22 protein-coding genes, 1 tRNA gene and 1 pseudogene are annotated in these 20,841 nt (G+C 52.8%); 12 read left to right on the forward strand and 12 right to left on the reverse strand.

The window, feature by feature from the left end; all coding sequences use genetic code 11:
• The first annotated feature begins 48 nt into the window (after positions 1–48).
• The gene (glpK, locus tag ACHZB8_RS07265; RefSeq protein ID WP_316859593.1) at positions 49–1,542 is read left to right on the forward strand and encodes a glycerol kinase GlpK; all 1,494 of its coding nucleotides are present in this window, start codon (positions 49–51) and stop codon (positions 1,540–1,542) included.
• 395 nt (positions 1,543–1,937) lie between these two features.
• Entirely contained in the window at positions 1,938–3,236 is a 1,299-nt protein-coding gene (locus ACHZB8_RS07270) for a threonine/serine exporter family protein (protein ID WP_316859594.1), read from the forward strand.
• A 192-nt stretch (positions 3,237–3,428) separates the two neighbouring features.
• Here the strand turns inward: ACHZB8_RS07270 and rpsI are convergent, their stop codons facing one another.
• The 3 genes from rpsI to ACHZB8_RS07285 form a co-directional block, all read right to left on the reverse strand.
• Complete coding sequence (gene rpsI / locus ACHZB8_RS07275; protein WP_316859595.1) at positions 3,429–3,911, reverse strand: 30S ribosomal protein S9; 483 nt, start codon at positions 3,909–3,911, stop codon at positions 3,429–3,431.
• Between the two features lie 2 nt (positions 3,912–3,913).
• Positions 3,914–4,375 (reverse strand): 50S ribosomal protein L13, encoded by a 462-nt coding sequence (gene rplM / locus ACHZB8_RS07280; protein WP_316859596.1) that lies wholly within the window; start codon positions 4,373–4,375, stop codon positions 3,914–3,916.
• 400 nt (positions 4,376–4,775) lie between these two features.
• Complete coding sequence (locus ACHZB8_RS07285) at positions 4,776–5,069, reverse strand: hypothetical protein (protein ID WP_316859597.1); 294 nt, start codon at positions 5,067–5,069, stop codon at positions 4,776–4,778.
• A gap of 277 nt (positions 5,070–5,346) precedes the next feature.
• On the opposite strand from ACHZB8_RS07285, the gene ACHZB8_RS07290 reads away from it, so the two are divergent.
• From ACHZB8_RS07290 to ACHZB8_RS07330, 9 genes are all read left to right on the forward strand, one after another.
• Positions 5,347–6,165, forward strand: coding sequence for an enoyl-CoA hydratase (locus ACHZB8_RS07290; protein ID WP_316859598.1), 819 nt, complete (start codon positions 5,347–5,349; stop codon positions 6,163–6,165).
• Between the two features lie 8 nt (positions 6,166–6,173).
• Positions 6,174–6,599 (forward strand): CoA-binding protein, encoded by a 426-nt coding sequence (locus tag ACHZB8_RS07295; protein ID WP_316859599.1) that lies wholly within the window; start codon positions 6,174–6,176, stop codon positions 6,597–6,599.
• Between the two features lie 261 nt (positions 6,600–6,860).
• On the forward strand, positions 6,861–8,141 hold the full coding sequence (locus ACHZB8_RS07300) for an O-acetylhomoserine aminocarboxypropyltransferase (RefSeq protein ID WP_316859600.1): 1,281 nt from the start codon (positions 6,861–6,863) through the stop codon (positions 8,139–8,141).
• A 100-nt stretch (positions 8,142–8,241) separates the two neighbouring features.
• On the forward strand, positions 8,242–8,655 hold the full coding sequence (locus tag ACHZB8_RS07305) for a DUF6404 family protein (protein WP_316859601.1): 414 nt from the start codon (positions 8,242–8,244) through the stop codon (positions 8,653–8,655).
• Between the two features lie 16 nt (positions 8,656–8,671).
• Complete coding sequence (locus ACHZB8_RS07310) at positions 8,672–8,869, forward strand: DUF2842 domain-containing protein (RefSeq protein WP_316859602.1); 198 nt, start codon at positions 8,672–8,674, stop codon at positions 8,867–8,869.
• Positions 8,870–8,972: 103 nt separating this feature from the next.
• Complete coding sequence (locus tag ACHZB8_RS07315) at positions 8,973–9,527, forward strand: polysaccharide biosynthesis/export family protein (RefSeq protein ID WP_316859603.1); 555 nt, start codon at positions 8,973–8,975, stop codon at positions 9,525–9,527.
• A gap of 199 nt (positions 9,528–9,726) precedes the next feature.
• Entirely contained in the window at positions 9,727–11,265 is a 1,539-nt protein-coding gene (locus ACHZB8_RS07320) for an undecaprenyl-phosphate glucose phosphotransferase (RefSeq protein WP_316859604.1), read from the forward strand.
• An 81-nt stretch (positions 11,266–11,346) separates the two neighbouring features.
• Positions 11,347–11,423, forward strand: a tRNA-Pro gene (locus ACHZB8_RS07325).
• Between the two features lie 504 nt (positions 11,424–11,927).
• Positions 11,928–12,221, forward strand: a complete 294-nt coding sequence (locus tag ACHZB8_RS07330; protein ID WP_316859605.1) for a hypothetical protein — start codon at positions 11,928–11,930, stop codon at positions 12,219–12,221.
• Between the two features lie 868 nt (positions 12,222–13,089).
• Here the strand turns inward: ACHZB8_RS07330 and ACHZB8_RS07335 are convergent.
• From ACHZB8_RS07335 to ACHZB8_RS07360, 6 genes and pseudogenes are all read right to left on the reverse strand, one after another.
• A pseudogene (locus ACHZB8_RS07335) lies at positions 13,090–13,374 on the reverse strand (MerR family transcriptional regulator); the annotation flags it as partial.
• 155 nt (positions 13,375–13,529) lie between these two features.
• A complete protein-coding gene (locus ACHZB8_RS07340; RefSeq protein ID WP_316859848.1) occupies positions 13,530–13,835 on the reverse strand; it encodes an integration host factor subunit alpha in 306 nt (101 codons plus the stop codon).
• 375 nt (positions 13,836–14,210) lie between these two features.
• Positions 14,211–15,188, reverse strand: coding sequence for a beta-ketoacyl-ACP synthase III (locus tag ACHZB8_RS07345; protein WP_316859606.1), 978 nt, complete (start codon positions 15,186–15,188; stop codon positions 14,211–14,213).
• Positions 15,189–16,280: a phosphate acyltransferase PlsX gene (gene plsX, locus ACHZB8_RS07350; protein WP_394706137.1), complete on the reverse strand. Its 1,092-nt coding sequence runs from the start codon at positions 16,278–16,280 to the stop codon at positions 15,189–15,191. It lies immediately after the preceding gene.
• Positions 16,281–16,414: 134 nt separating this feature from the next.
• On the reverse strand, positions 16,415–17,011 hold the full coding sequence (locus ACHZB8_RS07355; RefSeq protein WP_316859608.1) for a DUF177 domain-containing protein: 597 nt from the start codon (positions 17,009–17,011) through the stop codon (positions 16,415–16,417).
• Between the two features lie 265 nt (positions 17,012–17,276).
• Positions 17,277–17,825, reverse strand: coding sequence for a ubiquinol-cytochrome C chaperone family protein (locus tag ACHZB8_RS07360; RefSeq protein WP_316859609.1), 549 nt, complete (start codon positions 17,823–17,825; stop codon positions 17,277–17,279).
• 308 nt (positions 17,826–18,133) lie between these two features.
• On the opposite strand from ACHZB8_RS07360, the gene ACHZB8_RS07365 reads away from it, so the two are divergent.
• Complete coding sequence (locus ACHZB8_RS07365; protein ID WP_316859610.1) at positions 18,134–18,637, forward strand: outer membrane protein assembly factor BamE; 504 nt, start codon at positions 18,134–18,136, stop codon at positions 18,635–18,637.
• A gap of 104 nt (positions 18,638–18,741) precedes the next feature.
• Here ACHZB8_RS07365 and thiL read toward each other — a convergent pair whose 3' ends face one another.
• Genes thiL through ribH form a run of 3 tightly spaced genes read right to left on the reverse strand, consistent with a single transcriptional unit; the run spans position 18,742 to position 20,705 of the window.
• Positions 18,742–19,743, reverse strand: a complete 1,002-nt coding sequence (thiL, locus tag ACHZB8_RS07370) for a thiamine-phosphate kinase (protein WP_316859611.1) — start codon at positions 19,741–19,743, stop codon at positions 18,742–18,744.
• Positions 19,744–19,755: 12 nt separating this feature from the next.
• On the reverse strand, positions 19,756–20,250 hold the full coding sequence (gene nusB, locus ACHZB8_RS07375) for a transcription antitermination factor NusB (protein WP_316859612.1): 495 nt from the start codon (positions 20,248–20,250) through the stop codon (positions 19,756–19,758).
• On the reverse strand, positions 20,247–20,705 hold the full coding sequence (ribH, locus tag ACHZB8_RS07380; protein WP_316859613.1) for a 6,7-dimethyl-8-ribityllumazine synthase: 459 nt from the start codon (positions 20,703–20,705) through the stop codon (positions 20,247–20,249). The genes nusB and ribH overlap by 4 nt, the downstream gene beginning before the upstream one ends.
• Positions 20,706–20,841 lie beyond the last annotated feature (136 nt).

A 20,841-nucleotide genomic window follows, 5' to 3' on the forward strand; every position in this document is an offset into this window, starting at 1 on the left:
GTTAGACTCACTTACAATATCAGCATTCGAGGAAGGGGCGAATGGCTCATGAAAAGATCCTATGTAATGGCAATCGATCAGGGGACGACGTCATCCAGAGCGATCCTGTTCGATCAAGACTTCCGGATTTGCTCTGTTTCGCAAATGGAGTTTTCCCAGCATTTCCCGAAATCCGGTTGGGTAGAGCATGATCCGGAGGAGATCTGGGAAAGCGTAGTGGCAACCTGCCGCGAAGCCATGGACAATGCCGGCGCTCATGCCTCCGACATCGCCGCCATCGGCATCACCAACCAACGGGAAACCACGCTCGTCTGGGACAAGCGAACCGGTCAATGCATCCACAATGCCATCGTTTGGCAAGACAGGCGCACATCCGATTATTGCAAGCGCCTGAAAGATGACGGCATGGAAGAGACCGTCATCGAGAAGACCGGCCTTTTGCTCGACCCCTATTTCTCCAGCACCAAAGTTGCCTGGATCATCGATAATGTCGAAGGGGCTCGGGCGCTGGCAGAGCAAGGCCATCTCGCCTTTGGAACCATCGACAGCTTCATTTTATGGAGACTTACAGGTGGCGCAACCCATGCGACCGATGCCACAAATGCCAGCCGGACGATGCTCTATGACATTCACAACGGGCGCTGGAGCAGCACTTTGCGGCAAATCCTGAACCTGCCGCAGCAACTGAACCGGCCGGAAGTGCGCGATTGTGCGTCCGACTTCGGACACACCTTGCCAGAGCTGTTCGGCGGCCCTATCCCCATTGCTGGCATTGCGGGCGACCAACAGGCAGCAGCCATCGGTCAGGCCTGCTTCGCTCCCGGCATGCTCAAGTCAACTTATGGGACGGGCTGTTTCGCGCTGCTCAACACCGGCGACAAACCGGTTCGCTCGGAAAACCGCTTGCTGACGACCATCGCTTATCAGTTGGATGGCAAGCCGACCTTCTGTCTCGAAGGCTCGATCTTTGTCGCTGGCGCCGCAGTCCAATGGCTGCGCGACGGCCTCAAAATCATCGAACGAGCCAATCAGACAGGTCCCCTCGCCCGCAAGGCCGATGTAAATCAGGATGTTTATCTGGTGCCTGCCTTTGTCGGTCTTGGTGCGCCTTACTGGGATGCGGATTGCCGCGGGGCGATTTTCGGTCTCACCCGAGGCTCGGGCCCGGAAGAACTTTGCCGGGCGACGTTGGAGTCGGTCTGTTATCAGACCCGCGATCTGTTGACCGCGATGAAAAAGGACTGGGAAACCGATAGCGACACCATCCTTCGGGTTGATGGCGGTATGGTCGCCTCCAACTGGACCATGCAATTCTTGTCGGACATTCTTGATGTTGTGGTCGAGCGCCCGCGTGTGCTTGAAACAACCGCCCTTGGCGCCGCCTATCTTGCGGGCTGTCAGGTCGATTTTTATCCGGGACAGGAAGAATTCGCCAAGAGTTGGTCGCTTGAGCATCGATTCGAGCCTCAGATGGAAGAAAGCCTGCGCGAGCGAAAATATGCCGGTTGGCTTGATGCCGTCTCCCGGACACTCAGCAGGTAGGGAACGCGGTCCGCTTTGAGAGGGCCTGCCAGGTCAGGCTCTGTCGAAAGCGTTCGCCCTCTCGCGGCACAAAATCCGCTCGATTCCGAAGTTTTACTTAAGTGCATGGCTGGAAAACCCGCTAGCCATGCATTTCTATTTGGTCTGCGTTCATAACATGACGGTGCATTTTTGCCAGAAATTGGGTTAGGTAAAACCCTCTCTCCGTATATATCGTTAGTCAGGTTCACGGCGGGAGAGTTTCGATACCCATATTCGCCATATTCTCGCTTTGTCAGAGAATGCAAGAAAGATGCAACAGGTTCGCTTTAGTCTAGGCTCTTGAGAACATGATGGAACCAACTGGCCCGTTGATTGTCCATCCCGACAGTCCGGCCTCGAAACAGAGACCAGAAATGACCGACATCCAACCCCCTTCCGATTCCGATCCCGTTCCTCTGAAGCACAGGGAACTCGAAAAGATAGCCATGGCCGCCCTTCACCTGGGACAGCTGTTGATGGAAACCGGCGCAAATGCGGATATTGTGCGCAAAGGCATGACGATGGTTGTTGCCGGTCAGCATACCGAAACGCTTGCTGCCCGGATTGGCTACGCATCGCTGAGCCTCACGGTCAGAGGGGGTGGCAATACGATCAGTCGTTTGTTGCAAGTTGGCCATCACGGGGTCAATCTGCAATTGAACAATGCGGCAAGGTCTCTGGCTGTGAGAGCTGCCTATGGCAAGATCACGCCTGAAGAAATTGAAAAGCGGGTTGCAGCACTTCGCACGAGCACCCCGAAGCATCATTGGCTTACCGTGGCGCTGGCCACCGGGCTTGCCTGCGCGTCCTTCGGGCAGTTGCTGGGCACCGACATACTTGCCTTCGCTCCGATCTGGTTGGCGGGCTTCATTGGTCAAGCCATCCGCCATTTCATGGTCAAAAACAGACAGAACACCTTTGCCATGGTCGCAACGGTTGCCTTTGTCGCCTCGTCGATTGGTGCTTTTCTGTCTTCCCTGATTGGCAGTGTCACACCAGAAATGGCCATGTTTTCATCGGTCTTGCTGTTGGTGCCCGGCGTTCCTTCGATGAATGCGCAAACCGATATCATGGAAGGCTCGCCGACCCTTGGCAGTGCACGCGCCATCACCGTGTTGATGATACTCATCTTCCTCACGGTCGGAGTGGCCATGTCGCGGCATCTGTTCATTCACTTTGACAACAACGATGTGCTCTCCCATTTCGGCATCATTCATCACACAATCTTCGGCGCAATTGCTGCGGCCGGGTTTGGCATCCTGTTCAATTTCAGTTGGCGCACTGTAGTCTGGGCCGCAGTGGGCGGGGCCATTGCCCTTGCCATTCGCACCCTGGGCATGGATGCCAATTGGGGACTTGCCATGTCGTCAACCATCGCAGCCATCGTGGTGACGCTTTTTGTTCGCATGCTCTATCTCATGCCGCTCAACTTCCCGACAGGGGGAAGCATGCTGGCGCTGGCCGGTTGCATTCCGATGATTCCCGGAAGTGGTGCGGCCCACGGCCTTGTCGGCCTCATGACATTTGCCAGTCAGCATGAGTCGTATGATGTTGCTCTTCTGGGAAGCTCGGCAGCAGCGATGTTGAGCGTTGTCTTCACCATTGGCGGCATTGGGGCGGCGATCACGCTCATCAACGAGATCTTCAAGAGGCCAAGCTTTCCGACACAGTAAGCGTCTGCTTTCCAATCTCTTTAAGCTATCAAGAGACCCCGGCACGCTCCGGGGTTTTCTTTTGCCGGAAACAGCAGGTGTGCAATCCCGGCCTGTGCTTTCATCTCGTCCACGTGCAGAAAGGCTGCACTGGGCAACAAAAAAGGGCCCCGAAAAGGGCCCTTCTTCGAAATCGAAAACCGTAGCTGGCGATTAACGTTTGGAGAACTGGAAAGAACGACGTGCTTTTGCACGACCGTATTTCTTACGTTCAACAACACGGGAGTCGCGAGTAAGGAAGCCACCTTTTTTCAGCACAGGGCGCAGCTCTGGTTCGTAATAGGTCAAAGCGCGGGAAATGCCGTGGCGAATTGCACCAGCCTGACCGGAAAGACCACCACCGCTAACGGTGCAGATGATGTCGAACTGGCCATCGCGGTCAGCAGCTACGATTGGCTGTTTGAGAACCATCTGAAGCACTGGGCGACCGAAATACTGGGTGAATTCTTTCTTGTTCACGGTGATCTTGCCGGAACCCGGCTTGATCCAAACGCGAGCAACAGCATCTTTACGACGGCCAGTTGCATAGGCACGGCCATAAGCATCGAGCTTCTGAACATGGACCGGTGCTGCGTCTTCAGCTTCTACGCCAACTGCGGAGCCGAGTTCTTCAAGAGACTGAACAGTATCATTCATTGTTAGGCCCTCGCATTCTTGGAGTTCATGGATTTGACATCCAGTGCTTCGGGAGCCTGGGCTTCATGCGGATGTTCGCTGCCTGCATAGACGCGCAGGTTGGAAAGCTGAACACGGCTCAAAGGGCCACCTGGCAGCATGCGCTGAACAGCTTTCTGGATCACACGCTCAGGGAATTTCCCTTCGATGATCTGACGAGCGGTGCGCTCCTTGATGCCACCGGGGTGACCGGTGTGCCAATAGTATTTTTTGTTTTCGTATTTACGGCCGGTCAGTTTGACTTTGTCGGCGTTGATTACGATAACATTGTCGCCGCAATCCATATGCGGAGTGAAGGTCGCTTTGTGCTTGCCACGCAGACGCATCGCGATAAGCGAAGCCAGACGGCCCAGCACCAGACCTTCGGCATCGATCAGAATCCATTTCTTCTCGATGTTAGAAGGGTTTGCAGAAAAAGTTTTCATTGCGCTTCCGTAATTCGGTGTCATTTGACAACGTGAAACGGCGGCTCATGCCTCTGGCAATGGAACCGCCGCAATGTCTGGCGCTCCTTTTACAGGACCCATTTCTTTTGTCAAGAAGTTTTGTTTAAAATTCATCAATGAAATCAACGCCCTATTTTTGCGGTATTAATTTACCACAAATTCTTGTAGCAACAGAGCAAAAACGGCGTCTGCCATTGAGGCTTGACCTATCCGTAGGTGCTCCCTGACTGGCAGCAAACAACCTAGAACATGGGCAGACCTGCCGCGCCCTGCCCATGGCCCTTGCGTTGCATTCTATCCCAAGCCTTCAGTTTCGGTCAGGCCTGCGGATGCGAGAAGCGAGTGTAATCCTGTCGATCTGACTTCTCGCCACCAGAAATCAGAGTGCGCACACTGAATCATGGATATGAGAATCTTCTTCATCATATCCTGATCGAGGAGCCCGAGACGCACCGCTTATGGTATCAATAAAGCGGGCATCTTCCAGTAACATCCTTTTCCAGCCCAAATTGCCGTTTCTCGCACCCCCGGCAGTCTGGTAGACATACATGATTTCATTTCCTCGCAGGGTTTTGCCCACTGCGTGAACCTCGACTTCACGATCATATCCGTGATAGTTGATTTTCAGGACATCGTGATAGTTGAGAGCCTGACAAGCAACCTTGCTGTCCATGATCATTCTCCCTTCATCATCTTCTGTCACATCCATAAGTGTTCGCCAGGTTTGATCTGTTGTAAATGCTCAATTCGTTACCGCTTCCTCCGAACCGGGCCATTTGCGAGCTTTGAGAGATCCCGGCTCTGTGTGTGTCATGGACCTCGTTTCAGCAAAAGACCTGTTACCCGATAGAAGGGCTTTTCATAATCCGTATCTCCCTTAACTTGACAGGGCAATTGCGTCGCGGGCAAAGTCCATGGCGTTTTGAGATTCTTGCTTCAGGATGAGATATATGACCGAGCTTAAGGGCGTTGAAGAGCCAGCAATTCTGATCGAACAGGTTGGGCCTGTTCGGCGACTGATCATGAACCGCCCGGAGCGTCGCAATGCACTTTCCGAATCCATGATGGTATCCCTGTCCGATGCTCTGGAAGCCGCTGGCAGAGATGAGGCGACCAAGATTATCGTGCTTGCGGCAAAGGGATCCGTCTTCTGCGCGGGGCACGATCTGAAGGAATTGACCTCGCGGCGCTCAGACCCGGATGGCGGCAAGCATTTCTTTGCCCATATCTTCCGGATGTGTGCCTCGCTGATGCAGACCATCATCAATCTTCCAAAGATCGTGATCGCCGAAATCCAGGGCACCGCAACGGCGGCAGGCTGTCAGCTGGTTGCAAGCTGTGATTTGGCAATTTGCGTCAACGAAGCCAGTTTTTGTACGCCAGGCGTCAATATCGGTCTGTTTTGCTCGGCCCCAATGGTCGCGATTACGCGCGCCATTCCCCAGAAGCAAGCCATGGAAATGCTTGTGACCGGCGAGGTGATCGATGCGCACACAGCCAAGGCCTATGGCCTCGTCAATCGGGTTGTACCGCAGGATTATTTGCGCATCGTTGTCGACAAATATGCCATCGAGATCGCGGGCAAATCACAAGAGGCTCTGAAATTCGGCAAGGAAGTGTTTTACCGTCAAGCCGACATGACCCTTGCCGATGCCTATGATCTGGCGTCCCATGTCATGGCAGAAAACATGCTTGCGGCCGATGCAGAAGAAGGCATCGATGCCTTTTTGTCCAAGCGAAAGGCCGACTGGCCGAGCCTCAAAGAGTGAGACCCTTCATGAGTGATCTTGACTATAGTGCCGACTATATCAAAGGCATCCTGACGTCTGTCAAAACAATCGCCCTTGTCGGTGCAAGTGACAAGCAAGACCGGGCCAGCCATCGGGTGATGAAATTTCTGCTTGAGCATGGCTATCATGTCATCCCGATCAATCCGGGCAAGGAAGGCAAGGACATTCTCGGGCAGCGCGTGTTTGGCAGATTGGCAGACATTGAAGAGCCGGTCGATATGGTCGATATCTTTCGCAATTCAGAGGCCGCCGGAGCCGTGTGCGATGAGGCCATCTCGATCGGGGCCAAAGTGATCTGGATGCAGCTTGGCGTGATCAATGAAGAGGCTGCCGCGCGTGCCGAAAAGGCAGGGCTTCAGGTTGTCATGGACCGTTGCCCGAAAATTGAATATCCTTGCGTGATGACAATCTAGCCCCTTGCTGGACAGGATGTCCCAACACGACTCATTTTCCGTCAGGCGGCTCTTTGGCGCAACGCTCTTTTTCAGATGTGCCAAAAACTCGCCAAATTCAAAAATATTTTTCGTTCCAAACTGAGATTTAGCGACAATATTTGCCTTTTGCGAATGGTATTGAAACCCGCTCTGGTTTAAATTGCGGCCACAGTTTACGTCATTCCAAGCGGCAAACATTATCAAGAATGCAGCCGCGCTTTCCCTTTCAAGAGGTTTATCATGAGCGATCAAGACGCCCCCGGCTTCGCCACTCTTGCCATTCACGCCGGAGCACAGCCAGATCCGACGACCGGCGCCCGTGCCACCCCCATCTATCAAACGACTGCTTATAAGTTTGACGATACGGACCACGCGGCGGCCCTGTTTGCCCTCAAGCAGTTCGGCAACATCTATGCACGCCTGATGAACCCGACTCAGGCTGTTCTAGAAGAGCGCATGGCTGCACTGGAAGGCGGCACCGCGGCTCTCGCTGTCGCTTCGGGCCATGCCGGTCAGATGGTCACGTTTCATTCGCTGATGAATCCAGGATGCAATGTGGTTGCCGCTAACAAGCTTTATGGTGGCACCATCAACCAGTTCAATCACACCTTCAAGAGCTATGACTGGCACGTCAAGTGGACCGATGCCCTCGATCCGGAAGCAGCGCGGGCTCAGATTGATGAGAATACCCGTGCGGTCTATATCGAGAGCCTAGCCAATCCCGGCGGGGTGATCTGCGACATCGAGGCCTTCGCCAAGGTTGCTCATGATGCAGGGGTTCCGCTCATTGTCGATAACACCATGGCAACACCCTATCTGTGCAAACCGATCGAATATGGTGCCGATATCGTGTTGCATTCCATGACCAAATTCATCGGCGGACATGGCAACTCCATGGGTGGGGCCATTGTTGATGGCGGCTCGTTTGACTGGTCGGCAAGCGACAAGTTCCCGATGCTCAGCGCGCCGCGGCCAGAATATCACGGCACCAAAATGCATGAGAGTTTCGGCAATATCGCCTTTGCGATCACCTGCCGCGTTCTTGGCCTGCGCGATCTGGGGCCGTCCATTTCGCCGTTCAACGCCTTCCAGATTCTCACCGGTGTCGAAACCCTTCCGCTGCGTATGGAACGCCATTGCGAGAACGCTCTGGCCGTTGCCAAATGGCTGGAACAGCATGACGCAGTGAACTGGGTTTCCTATGCCGGTCTGCCGTCCAGTCCGCACCATGCCGCCCAGCAGAAATATATGCCAAAGGGTGCAGGTTCGGTCTTCACCTTCGGCCTCAAGGGCGGCTACGAGGCGGGCGTGAAATTCATCACTAGTCTCAAGCTGGTCAGCCATGTGGCCAATATCGGCGACACACGGTCGCTGGCCATCCATCCGGCATCGACCACCCACGGTCAGCTTGATGATGCTCAGAAAACAGCAGCCGGAGCAGCGCCGGACACCATCCGGTTGTCCATCGGCATCGAGGATGTCAAGGACATCATTGCCGATCTTGATCAGGCGATGTCCTAGTATCTCGCAATAGCATGGGCAAGGCTGGAAATGCTTCCAGCCTTTCTCTATTCTCAGATCAATTGTCCTTCATTTCTCCTTTTTCCTCAGGACCTACCAAATGGATTTTGATACGCAATATGATCTGGCCATGGCATCCCTGAAACAGACGCCTATCCTTGAAGGCAACTATGCCCCTCCCCTGCATCGACTGCTTCGCAGTCAGGGTTTCAAGATCCGTCCGCCTCATTTTTCCTCAGCCTTCTCCAACATTCTGATGACCGGCATACCATTTGCGATTGTCTGGGGCTTTCTTATGTGGTTGTTGGTGTGGGAGGACGCGAGCCTGCCATCCAGCATTGCGATTTATGCCGGAGGATCCGCAGGTCTGCTGTTCGGCGTCATGCTGTCCATCTATTATCGTTGGGCGGCCAGGCGTCATGAGCTGCCTCGCTGGGAAGACCTGCCATCACTGGCTGATCGATTGCAGAGCAACCCGGACATTGACGAAAACGATCTGGACGCACAGCCCTAGCCCTTACGGAGACGCGATGACCCAGCGTACAAGAAAATTTTTTGGCATGATCCTTCTGGTTTCCTGGGTGATCTTTTACGCGGCGGTTGGCATGACAATTGGCGCTGCGGTAGTGGCAAATGCCAATGGCTGGGTTCAGATCCTGTTTTTCATCGTCACCGGTGCGATATGGGTCGTGCCTGCCGGCCTCATCATCCGCTGGATGGAAAAATAGCAATTTCCCTCGCAAAGCTCGGCCCTCCATTCACGCAGCTTTACTCCCCATTAACCATAATCACCCATAAATGAAGGCGGTTTTCCTCTTAGAGAGTCGCGTAATGGTTCGTTTTTTGTTGATGTTGGTTGTTGCCCTGAGTTTAGGTGGCTGCTCGAGCTACCGACCGGCTGGTGATGCCTTTCACAAGTCGCTAATCGGCCCTTACGTTCTTGATTCAGGAGACCGCATCCGTCTGATCGTCTATAATCAGTCGGACCTCAACAACGAATATGTAGTCGACCAGTCGGGCTATGTCTCCATTCCTTTGATCGGAAATATCGCGGCACGTGGCAAGCAGACAAGTGAGCTGGCTCATGCCATCGCGACCCAGCTTGGCAACGGTTATATTCGTAACCCTGATGTCTCTGTTGAAATTGCCAGCTATCGACCATTTTTCATCATGGGCGAAGTGAAGACCGCTGGCCAATATAGCTATGTCAACGGTATGACCGTGCAAACGGCTGTGGCTATTGCGGGCGGTTTTTCGGCACGGGCACAGCAGCGATATGTCGACATCACACGCCAACTCAACGGCAAGGTGCTGACCGGCCGGGTCCAGTTGACGGCCCCTATTCGCCCGGGCGACACCATTTACGTTCGGGAACGGTTCTTCTAGGCTTTGCAGACCTATTTGCGCCTCAGATGACGCTAGGACACCGCGCCATGGGGTGCATTTTTGATCATTAGCATTCATTAACTCTATTGCATAAAATTTGGTCATTATTCTCTAAAGTGACCGGGCTATTAAAAGTTGGTCAGAGTTTCACTGCTACCTTGCCTCAAGAAGTAAAACTCTTTTTTCAAGGTATTTGAGGATGCAGGCAGTCGACCCGAAAACCGCATTTTCTTCACATGCAGTCCTGTCTGCCAGTGCGGACGGCGAAGATTTTCATAAAAGCGTGACCATTCCAGATTTGGCCCGCGAAGTGGCTTCGGAGTTCTCGACCACGACCTATGCGCCATCCGTGGTCCGTGGGCTTGTGCAGCTATTTGACTTCCTGATGCTGGCAAGCCTCGGAGTGCTATCCACAACAATCGCAGGAGGCGCAATTCTGGCAGGGTTCCATCTACCGGTTCTGTTTTCAGTTTCCGGTGCCTTGTTATTTTTGCTGTTCACGCTTTCCGCCGATGGCTATTCCGTCCATGACATGAGCAATCTTGCCCCGCAAATCGGCAAGGTCATCGGGGCATGGACGCTGGTGACCGTGCTTTTCCTTCTGGTGTGCTATCTGTCTGCCACATCAATCGATCTTAATCGCAGCTGGCTTGGTCTCTGGTATTTCCTCGGCATCGCACTTGTATCTGTCGCCAGAGCCATCGAGTCCTATCTGATCGGACACTGGCAGGCTGATGGTCGGCTCGAGCGCCGCGCCGTGATTGTTGGCGGCGGACAGCCTGCGGCCGATATCATCCATTCTTTCGAGAGTCAGGAAAACAACGACATCCGCATTTGCGGCATTTTCGATGACCGGGATGATGATCGCTCGCCACCAATCGTCGCCGGCTACCCGAAACTGGGCACCGTTGACGACCTTGTCGAGTTTTCGCGTCTCTGCAAAATCGACATGCTGATTGTCACCATTCCCGTGACAGCCGAGAAACGCGTCTTGCAGATGCTTCACAAATTGTGGGTGTTACCGCTCAACATTCATCTGAGCGCCCATATGAACAAGATGCAGTTTAAACGTCGCACCTATTCCTATGTCGGCAACCTGCCCACCGTTCCGGTATTTGCAAAGCCCATCGCCAATTGGGGTGGGTTGCTGAAGCGCACATTCGATCTCGTCATCGCGGCAACGGCAATCCTTGTGCTTTCCCCTGTTCTGATAGCCACTGCGATTGCCGTGAAGCTGGACAGCCCCGGACCGATCATTTTCAAGCAAAAACGGCTTGGATTTAACAATGAAGAGGTCATCATCTTCAAGTTCCGCTCGCTTTATCACGAGCAAAGCGACCAGACTGCGAAGAAATCGGTTACCAAGCACGACAATCGAGTCACAAGGGTCGGCCGCTTCATTCGCAAGACCTCCATTGACGAGTTGCCACAATTGTTCAACGTCCTCATCGGCACGCTTTCTCTTGTCGGCCCTCGCCCGCATGTACCACGTCAGCAGACCAATGACCGTCTGTTCGAAGAGGTGGCAGATGGATATATGGCACGCCACAAAGTGAAACCCGGCATTACCGGTTGGGCTCAGATTCACGGTTGGCGCGGTGAAATTGATGATGATGAGAAGCTCAAGCAACGCGTCCAGCATGACATCTATTATATCGAAAACTGGTCATTGGCGCTGGACTTCTACATCCTCTTCGCAACGCCGCTGAAAATTCTAAGCCAAGACGGCGCTTACTGAAAATGAAAGCTTGAGGATAATTGCTTTCAGGCAATTTGTAATATTGCAACAGGATGACAATGCCTCTATATATCCCCCTGTCGGAGCGTAGCGCAGCCTGGTAGCGCACTTCGCTGGGGGTGAAGGGGTCGTAGGTTCGAATCCTATCGCTCCGACCATTTCTTCCCCTCTCGCCTCGGTTGGCGGTTTTTTCCTCTCTGCAAGATTTTCATCTTCACAGCGCTGTCGCAGCTGTGTTTGCTGGTTGTCATATTCTTGAAACACGCGCTTTATATCCAATTATCAACGTGAAATTTGCTACTCAGGCCGAGTCGGACGGGATCTGTCCGAAGGCAATCCTGATGCAAGCCCTTATGGCCGTGTGTGACTGCGGGTCAAAATGTGCGTGTTTTCGGGCGTGCGTTGCCTGGCTGGCCGATTTTCGTTTGCTACTGTCATCGGGTCGCTCGGGGCGAGGCCGTGTGATGGTCGGCAGAGTTTTTTAAAGACACCAGAACGTCATGGTAACTGACCGTACCTGACGTATCAGATGGCCCTGTCGGATGGTGGGGCCATCTCTTTTTTGTGGCCACTGCATGGCTCATCTTAGCTAAGCGCTTTTCACTAAATTTTTAATGATCCTGAGAGGAAGCGGTTAAGAGCTCAATGGTAGAATCCCGGCCATGATTTCAGCTCTTCACATATCAACGGCTGGCATGACCGCCGCATCGGACCGCTTCGACGACATCGCGAAAGGCATCGCCAATCCGGTGGCGGACAATGCTGCTCAACCTGCTTTCAAGGCGGAGAGAGAGGTGGAGGCGACCGAACCGATTGCGCCAGTTTCCGCCGCGACAAGCCTGGATGCGCAGAGACTGGTCGATTTGGTTGAAACCGAAATGGCGTTCAAGGCCAGTGCCATGGCAACAAAAAATGTTGCAGAAGCGTCTCAGGCTCTGATGGATGCGCTGCGTTAAGTTAACGTGACCTTCCCCAAAACTTCCGGATCAATCGCCAATTTGGGCAACCGTTTACCCAGGCTTGACATGTTCACACAGAGCCGTCAGGAAAGGGACCGAGCCTTCTGCCCGATTATTCTTTGGATCTTGCCTGATCAAGAATGCGCTTGCATTCGAGCAATTCGAACAGTGTGAGCTGTAATCGCCGGACATCATCAAGGGCGAGCGCCTTTTGCCCGGTCTGAGCATTTTCAACGCCTGCACTTTCCCCTCGATTGCCCATCAACCTCGAAAAAAGCCCGCTATTGCGCTGCTCTTCCAAAATCTTGCTGCGCCCCTGCTCCACTGTGACGGCAGCGTCCTCTCCGCGTAGAAACTGAGGCTCGCCTTCACACAAATCCAGAGGTGGCTGGTGCTGCTCATCGACCGGCCCCTGGGTCTGTCTGAGCGTCGGTTGAGGGATCTCTTCATCCTGCTCATAAGCCAGATGTTCGGAATAAAGCAATTCCGTTGACCGCACTTTGTGAACGGAAACACTCTGCGGTGAATGAGTTTTTGATGAGCGCGCGGTATTTTGATCGCGCAGAGCAACCGCTCGCTGCGGATTTGTTTTGAACTCAGCGATATTGTCTGCTTTTTCCGATATGGGGGCAATGCGCACATCCGATTGGACATGCATATCGGGATCTCCAATTGCATGGCTTCTTTTTGCCGCAGGCTCCTCATGGAAACTGGGTGCAGTGGGTGCATGCTGGTGCGGGTCCGCATGGGGAACCATGATCATGGCGGATCGTTCAGAATGCCTTTCGGACGACACTTCAAGCTCTCTCTGAGCCTCAGGTTCCTGATACTCATCATCAGGGTTCAAGTCTTCATCGGATGTGGAGACAGATGAATCCTGCCCATCGACACAGTCGATTACATAGCGGACACCCTGTTCCTTGAGGATCTTTTGAACACCCTTGATCGTGTAGCCTTCATCATACAGAAGATGACGAATACCCTTGAGCAGATCGACATCATCGGGACGGTAATATCGTCGCCCCCCACCCCGTTTCATGGGTTTGATTTGAGAAAAACGCGTTTCCCAAAAACGCAAAACGTGCTGCGGAAGATCAAGATCATCCGCAACCTCGCTTATTGTCTTGAATGCGTCAGGACTTTTTCTCAACTCACCCCACCCATTGAGCCAGCCGCTCAAATCAATTCAAAAATACAGAGTCCCCCAATCCCGGTCACTTCTGCCGGGTGCGAATTTGGAAAACCCTTCCAAATAGGTATAAATTCTATATAAAACCCCAAGAAAGCAGCTGAAAATTGCTACGGCTATTCAGGGGCGAGAGAGTCGTTAATTTTCTTTTTCAGAACGTTTGACGGTTTGAAGACCATCACACGACGTGGCGAAATCGGCACTTCCTGACCAGTCTTGGGATTGCGACCGACACGTTCGTTTTTGTCACGGACGAAAAAAGTACCGAAAGAAGAAAGCTTCACCTGTTGTCCTTCGACAAGGCAATTGCTCATTTCATCCAGGACCATTTCGACAAGCTCAGCGGACTCTGTACGTGACAATCCAACCTTTTGATAGACTGCTTCGCACAAGTCTGCCCGCGTTACCGTTTTACCCCCCATATCGACAACCTCATTCTGAAAAAAAATCTGTGACTCGCCCAGTCTTGTCAGGGTATTTCTGATATTCATTTCCGTCAACAGGTAGTCTGAGTAAAACTGATCAGGATCGGTCGGAAAATGTTTCCCTTCCGACGCTTTCAGCCGTCGACCGGCATAAACCGCACCCGTAAACAGGATCCCATGATACCACTTCAGAAAACCGAGCTTGAAATTTTCTGACTTTATCGTGGGAATTTCACCAACTTTATTAGTAGAATTTTCTGTTTTTAAACAAAAACAGCCCTGTGATTTCTACCTAAATCTGTCCATTTCAGAATCATTGCAACATAATTGCAACCTCAGAGAGCAGAAAACCCATTCGATACTAATTGACCATTACCAGCGCAGCAGAATCGACCCCCAGGTAAATCCTCCCCCCATCGCCTCCAGAAGCACGATGTCTCCGCGCTTGATGCGCCCGTCCTTGACGGCAACATTAAGGGCCAGAGGAATTGAGGCCGCCGACGTGTTGCCATGCATACTGACGGTAGAGACAATCTTTTCAGGTGCGATGTGAAGCTTTTTTGCGCTGGAGTCGATGATACGCTGATTGGCCTGATGCGGCACAAACCAGTCAAGATCCTCGGCACTCAAGCCGGTTGCATCGAATGCGTCGGTGATTACGTCCGAAATCATCCCGACTGCGTGCTTGAAGACTTCCTTGCCTTCCATGCGCAAATGACCTGCGGTCTGGGTGGTCGAAGGGCCACCATCGACATAGAGCTTGTCCTTGTGCTGACCATCGGAGCGCAGATGCGTGGTAAGGATACCGCGGTCTGAGGTATCCCCTTCGCCTTCCTGTGCCTGAACCACCACGGCTCCGGCCCCGTCTCCAAACAGAACACAGGTGGTCCGGTCCTTGAAATCGAGGATACGGGTGAAGGTTTCGGCCCCGATGACCAGGGCATTCTTGGCTTTGCCACAGCGAATATACATGTCTGCGGTGGTCAGTGCGAAAATGAAGCCGGAGCAGACGGCCTGCATGTCAAAAGCAGCGCCGTGATGAATGCCAAGCATGTTCTGTATCGCCACAGCGGTTGCCGGGAACGTATTGTCAGGGGTCGCAGTGGCACAAATGATCAAGTCGATATCCTGCGCATCAAGACCAGCATTCTGGAGCGCATCGACGGCAGCCTTGTAACCAAGATGTGACGTGAATTCACCATCGGCGGCGACGTGACGTTGGCTAATCCCTGTTCTTTGCCTGATCCATTCGTCAGATGTGTCAACGATTTTTGTCAGATCTTCGTTCGTTACAATTTTCTCGGGAAGATAGGATCCTGATCCCACCAAAACAGATCTCGTCACGCTCACTTATGCGTTCTCCTCGTCGGCCTCAAATCGGTTCTTGTGATAAATCGAGAGGTCTTGCTCGATTTTTTCGGTAAGGCCATTCTTGACCATATCATAGCCAAGCCCAATGGCTGCGGCGAAACCCTCCCCGTCCGCGCCACCATGGCTCTTGATGACAATTCCGTTCAGACCCAGGAAGACACCACCATTGACCTTTCGTGGGTCCATTTTCTCGCGCAGGCGGCTGAAAGCGGAACGGGCAAACATATAGCCGATGCGAGCCATCCAGGTGCGGCTCATGGCCGAGTAGAGATATTCGGCAAGCTGCTTTGCAGTTCCTTCTGCGGTCTTGAGGGCAATATTCCCGGCAAAACCTTCGGTAACCACAACATCAACTGCACCGGTTCCCAAATCGTCGCCCTCAACGAAGCCCTTATATTCGAATTGCGGAAATTTGAAATCGCGCAGCATTCTGCCCGCTTCCTTGACCTCATCAAGGCCCTTGACGTCCTCTTCACCGATATTGAGAAGACCAATGGTCGGTCGGTCGATACCGAAAAGGGATCGAGCCATGGCTCCCCCCAGAAGAGAGAAGTCCACCAGTTGCTGGGCGTCAGCGCCGATTGTTGCGCCGACGTCAAGTACGATGCTTTCACCACGCAGGGTCGGCCAGATGGCTGCGATTGCCGGGCGTTCAATGTCGGCCATGGTCCTGAGACAGAATTTCGACATGGCCATCAGCGCACCCGTATTGCCAGCGGAGACACAGACATCGGACAAATGATCCCGTGTCGCTTCAATAGAGCGCCACATGCTGGACTTGTTACGACCGCGACGAAGCGCCTGACTGGGGCGCTCATCCATCTGGATCACGACTTCACAGTGATATAAGGTGCTGGCTTGCTTGACGCGCGGAAAGTCATTCAAGAGATTTTCAATGATCTCTTTGTCACCAAACAGCTGGTAGCGAATATCAGGATGTCGAACCAGGGCGATGTCTGCACCATCCAGGATCACGGACGGGCCGTGATCGCCTCCCATAACATCCAATGAAATATTGATCGTTTCGGACATACCAGAATACTCTATTCCGCTTGTAATTCTGAACCACATGAAGCCGGGGCGATTGCCACTCTCAAGCTCACTGCGGCCGGTTCTCTTGTCTATGCTGAGAGTTTCTCGGACAATATCGAATTCCCCCGAAGAAACAACCAGATTATTTAGAATTTGACCTAACGCCCCCAATTCTACTCTTTTTCAGGTAGATCCTTTTTAAGACTGGCGAGGGCCGCAAATGGATTTTCGCTGCTGTCAGATCCGCTTTCGTCCTCGATATGGGGAGAGAATTCGGCATCTGCAACACGAGGATAGTCATTGAGGTTCAAGGCAAAAAACTCCTCGGCATATTTGCCAATATCAATTTCTTCACCTTCAAACTCTTCGGGCGGATCTTCTCCTTCAGGATCGACAACCATTTCTCCACCGGTCAGATTGTTGTCTGCCCGGCGAGCGAAGCTTGATCCTTTTGGGACCAGCGTCAGATTCAGCTCGGCATCGATCATTTCAAGCACAGGCTGAAGGGTTACGACGCAAGCCTGCTCGACCTCCCCACGCACAGCCCCCTCGATTCGCACACCCCGCTTTTTCCAGGGCATGACCTTTGCTTCAACAGAAAAAGACTTGACGGCGAGAATACCAAGGCGCTCACGCAACGCGTCGCAAGCCTCCTCGTCGGCCTCCGCCTTGACCATCTCCCCAAGGGATTTGAGACGATCCACTGCAATGGGCAGGGACAACACCGGTTCGAGTTCGATGATTTCTTCAGTCACGATTTTTTTTGCCATGGTCCAGGCCTCAAATTGGCAGCTTGATCTACAAGGATCAGCGCTGAGCACGTACATGTGTCGCGCTCGTTTCGAAAGGATCAGAGTCTGATCTCATTTGTGTGCCGTATCACCATTATGTGATGGCTTTGTCAAGATTTGCGCACTTTATGCGGCCTAAAAACTTCAAGCAGTTTCTGCGAAAGGCCCTCTTTGTTCCCTTCAAGCCCCATTTCCGCGCATTTGTAGCCCTGTTGACACGCGTGAGGGTCAAGGCGGCTATATGTCAGTTTTCTGGATATTTGGCAATTCCGGCAAATTGAAGTCGCCCCTCCGCAAAGGCCTCTGTTGTCTGGCTCGCCAGATGGGTTTCGTTTGCCAACATATAGTCTGCGATCGCGTAAGCTTGAGGTTTTGTCTCCTCGTCATCAGGATAGATATTGCGTGAAAGTGCCGCTGCCAGAGCCTCCCGGCTCTCGGCTCTGGCCTTGTCATAGGCGTCAAGACGACCGTAGAAGGCTTCAGCCATCTTCTTGATTTTTTTGGGTACGGAAAGATCTCCGACACCCTGCTCCCTGAGCGAGGCGTCCATGTCCTTCATGAAATAATCAAACACTGCCTGACCGATCTGGCGTTTGTCTTCGCTCTCGAAGCGCAGCCGATGGGAAAACATATAGAGATGCATGATGATCATTTCAAAGCGACCGGTCGTGCTATCAGCAACATTATAGGAAAGATAAAATTCCGGCTGCCTCGCCTGTGCCACGATTTGATCGTAAAGCGCTTTTGCTATGCTCTTCTGGTCGTCGCTGTTCTTGAACAATCCGAATATCATATGTGTCCCCATTTTGATTTTCTCGCCTTGCAGGCCAAAGACTGAAACCTGTTCAACGCCGGCAACTGGAAGCAAGGTATCTTGACCAACGATATAGTGCATCTGACGGGCAATCGAGTTTGAATGATTGCATTTTGTTATCAAAAGAGATACCGACATAGACTAAAACATAGGCTAATATCGCCGCCGCACAATCGTGATCGCTGCCAAGGTTATTCTTTTGTGGTGATCCGCGTCCAAATTCAAGACGCAAAAGGCCTGTTTCATACTTAAGACAGGATTGTATATACGAGGAGTACCACATTCCCATGCGCAACGTCAGCTCCGCTACCGAATGTCACGAAGGTCAACAGCCAAGCCGGTTTTCCCCTCAAGTCAAGGCGCTCAGCCTTGTCGTTTTTCTCAGCACCGCGCTTCTTTCCGGTTGTTATACGGACAGCACGACCATTCATGGATTTGTCCCGTCAGACTATACCCTTGATCAGATTGTCGAGGGTGCCAGCCGCGAGCAGGTATTGTTGACCCTTGGCACACCCTCGACATCTGCCAATTTTGGTGGAGAAGTTTTCTACTATATTTCGCAAACACGCAAACAGGTGGCTCAGTTCATGAATCCAAAGCCTGTTGATCAAACCGTGGTTGCCGTCTATTTCGACGAAGATGCCCGTGTTGCTCGAACCGCGAAATACGGACTCAAAGATGGAAAGCTGTTTGACTATTCCCGTCAGGTCACACCGACTGGCGGCAAGGACGTCCAGTTTCTCAGTCGCTTGATGGAAGGCGTCGGCGCAGGCATTCCTGGCACGAACTAACAGGTCAATGGTGTTATTGCGCGCGTGGCAGTGACACCATCTCACCCCGTCTCGTTCCAGATTTTCAATCGCCCCATACAGAGTATGATCGGGTGGTTTTTCCGCTAGAAATGCTCATATCCCTGCGTCTGGCAAAGATCGATTTCTGCATTTTCCCTATCCCGTATTTTGAGGCCATGCCCTTCGCGCACGCGTCCGATCCTTGTTATGGGCAATCCGTTCTCTTGCTCTATTGCCTCATCAATCTGTTCCCTCATCAGGGCTGAAGCGCAGAAAAGCAATTCATAGTCATCCCCGCCCCCAAGGGCCAACATGCGGCTACCGGACAACGCGCCAATAGTCTTTGAAGCCGCAAGGGAATAGGGAATCGCCGTTTCATCAAGCTCGATCAAGACGCCTGCGGCTTTTGCCATTTTTCCGGCATCCCCGATCAGACCATCCGAAAGATCCATTGATGCCGTTGCGAATTGCCGCAAGAAAGGCCTCATGCCTGTCCTTGGCTGAGGCAACCAAAAACGATCCTTCAGAAAGGCGCGGTCTTGTTCCGAGAGAAATTCATATTTCTCTTCATTCTTGATGATGTCGAGACCAAGCGCTGCATCTCCGATGCTGCCGGTCACATAGACATCATCACCCGCTTTGGCATTTTTCCTCAGGAGCACCTTGTCTCTGGGCACCTTGCCGAGAGCCGTGACGGACAAGGTCAGGCGATCCGGGCTTTTGACCGTGTCACCACCGATCAGAGGAAAACCGAACACCTTCTGATCAGCCTCAAGGCCTGCGCAAAAGGCTGCGAGCCAGCTCTCGCTCCAGGTCTCGGGCAGACCTAGTCCAAGCAGGTAGCCAACCGGTTCGGCCCCTTTTGCGGCAAGGTCGGAAAGATTGACCCGCAAGGCCTTGCGGGCGATCAGATCGGGTTGATCACTGGCAAAGAAGTGGATATCTGCGACCAGCATGTCCTTGGTCATCACAAGGTGCTGATCGGCTTCCTGTCGCATGAAAGCGGCATCGTCGCTGAAACCGAAAGACATTTCGGGGTGAGACAATGGCACCAGATATTTCTCGATGATGCCATTCTCTCCGAGGCGACGTTGCGGGCCAGCCATGCGATTATCCCTTTATTCTGGCTGACTTTTCTTTTTCATTTCATCAGACCGCACAGCCCTCGCCAAGCTGTCGAGAACGCCGTTGACCATACGCGGTTCATCCCCTTCAAAGAAGGCTTTGGCCACATCGACATATTCTGTGAGGATAACCGGCACAGGCACATCCTTGCGAAAGATGACTTCATAAAGCCCGCTGCGCAGGATTGCCCGCATGGTCTGGTCAATGCGAGCCAGTGGCCAGCCTTTCTGCAAGGCTTCATTGATTTTCGGATCCAGCAAACGCTGTTCACGAACAACGCCGCTTACCAGTTCCTTGAAATAGGAAAAGTCAGCAGGCAAATAGAGCTCGTCGTCGATTTCCTTGCCCAGTCGATAGAGTTCGAACTCTTCCAGCACTTCACCAAGGGATGTACCGCCGACATCCATTTGATAGAGGGCTTGTACGGCACCAAGACGTGCGGAACCCCTTTGATTGGCTGGTCGAACCGGCTTTTCTTCTTTGCTCATTCTTCTATTCCGAATTTTTCGCGCAGCTCGATCATGGCGAGCGCAGCGCGGGCGGCTGCGCCACCCTTGTCCTTTTCTTCGGGCTTGACGCGCGCCCAGGCCTGGGCACTGGTCTCCACGGTCTGAATGCCGTTGCCAAGAGCAATGCAGCCCTCAACGGAAAGATTCATCAATGCCCGGGCTGACTCGTTTGAAACGATATCATAGTGGGTGGTTTCGCCGCGGATAACCACGCCAAGCGCGACATATCCATCATAATCGGTAATCCCGTCCTCGACCGCTGCCATTGCCATCGACAGCGCAGCCGGAATTTCCAGAACGCCGGGAACCGCAACGCGTTCGAAGGTGGCTCCTGCATCCTCCAGAGCTTCTACAGCTCCGCGAACAAGCTCATCGGCGAGATCTTCATAAAAGCGCGCCTCGATGATCAAAATATGTGGAATTTCCTTGCTCATGTTATCCATCCGAAGTCTGACGATTGGCACAATGGTGACAAACAAGAGCGCTTGTAAAACCATGTCCCATCGGGCTTGTCCAGCTTTTTATTCATCTGCATTGGGTCGAAAGATCGGATTCCCCAGCTCACCCGTC

The sequence above is a fragment of the uncultured Cohaesibacter sp. genome, assembly GCF_963556055.3.
Lineage (GTDB): Bacteria > Pseudomonadota > Alphaproteobacteria > Rhizobiales > Cohaesibacteraceae > Cohaesibacter.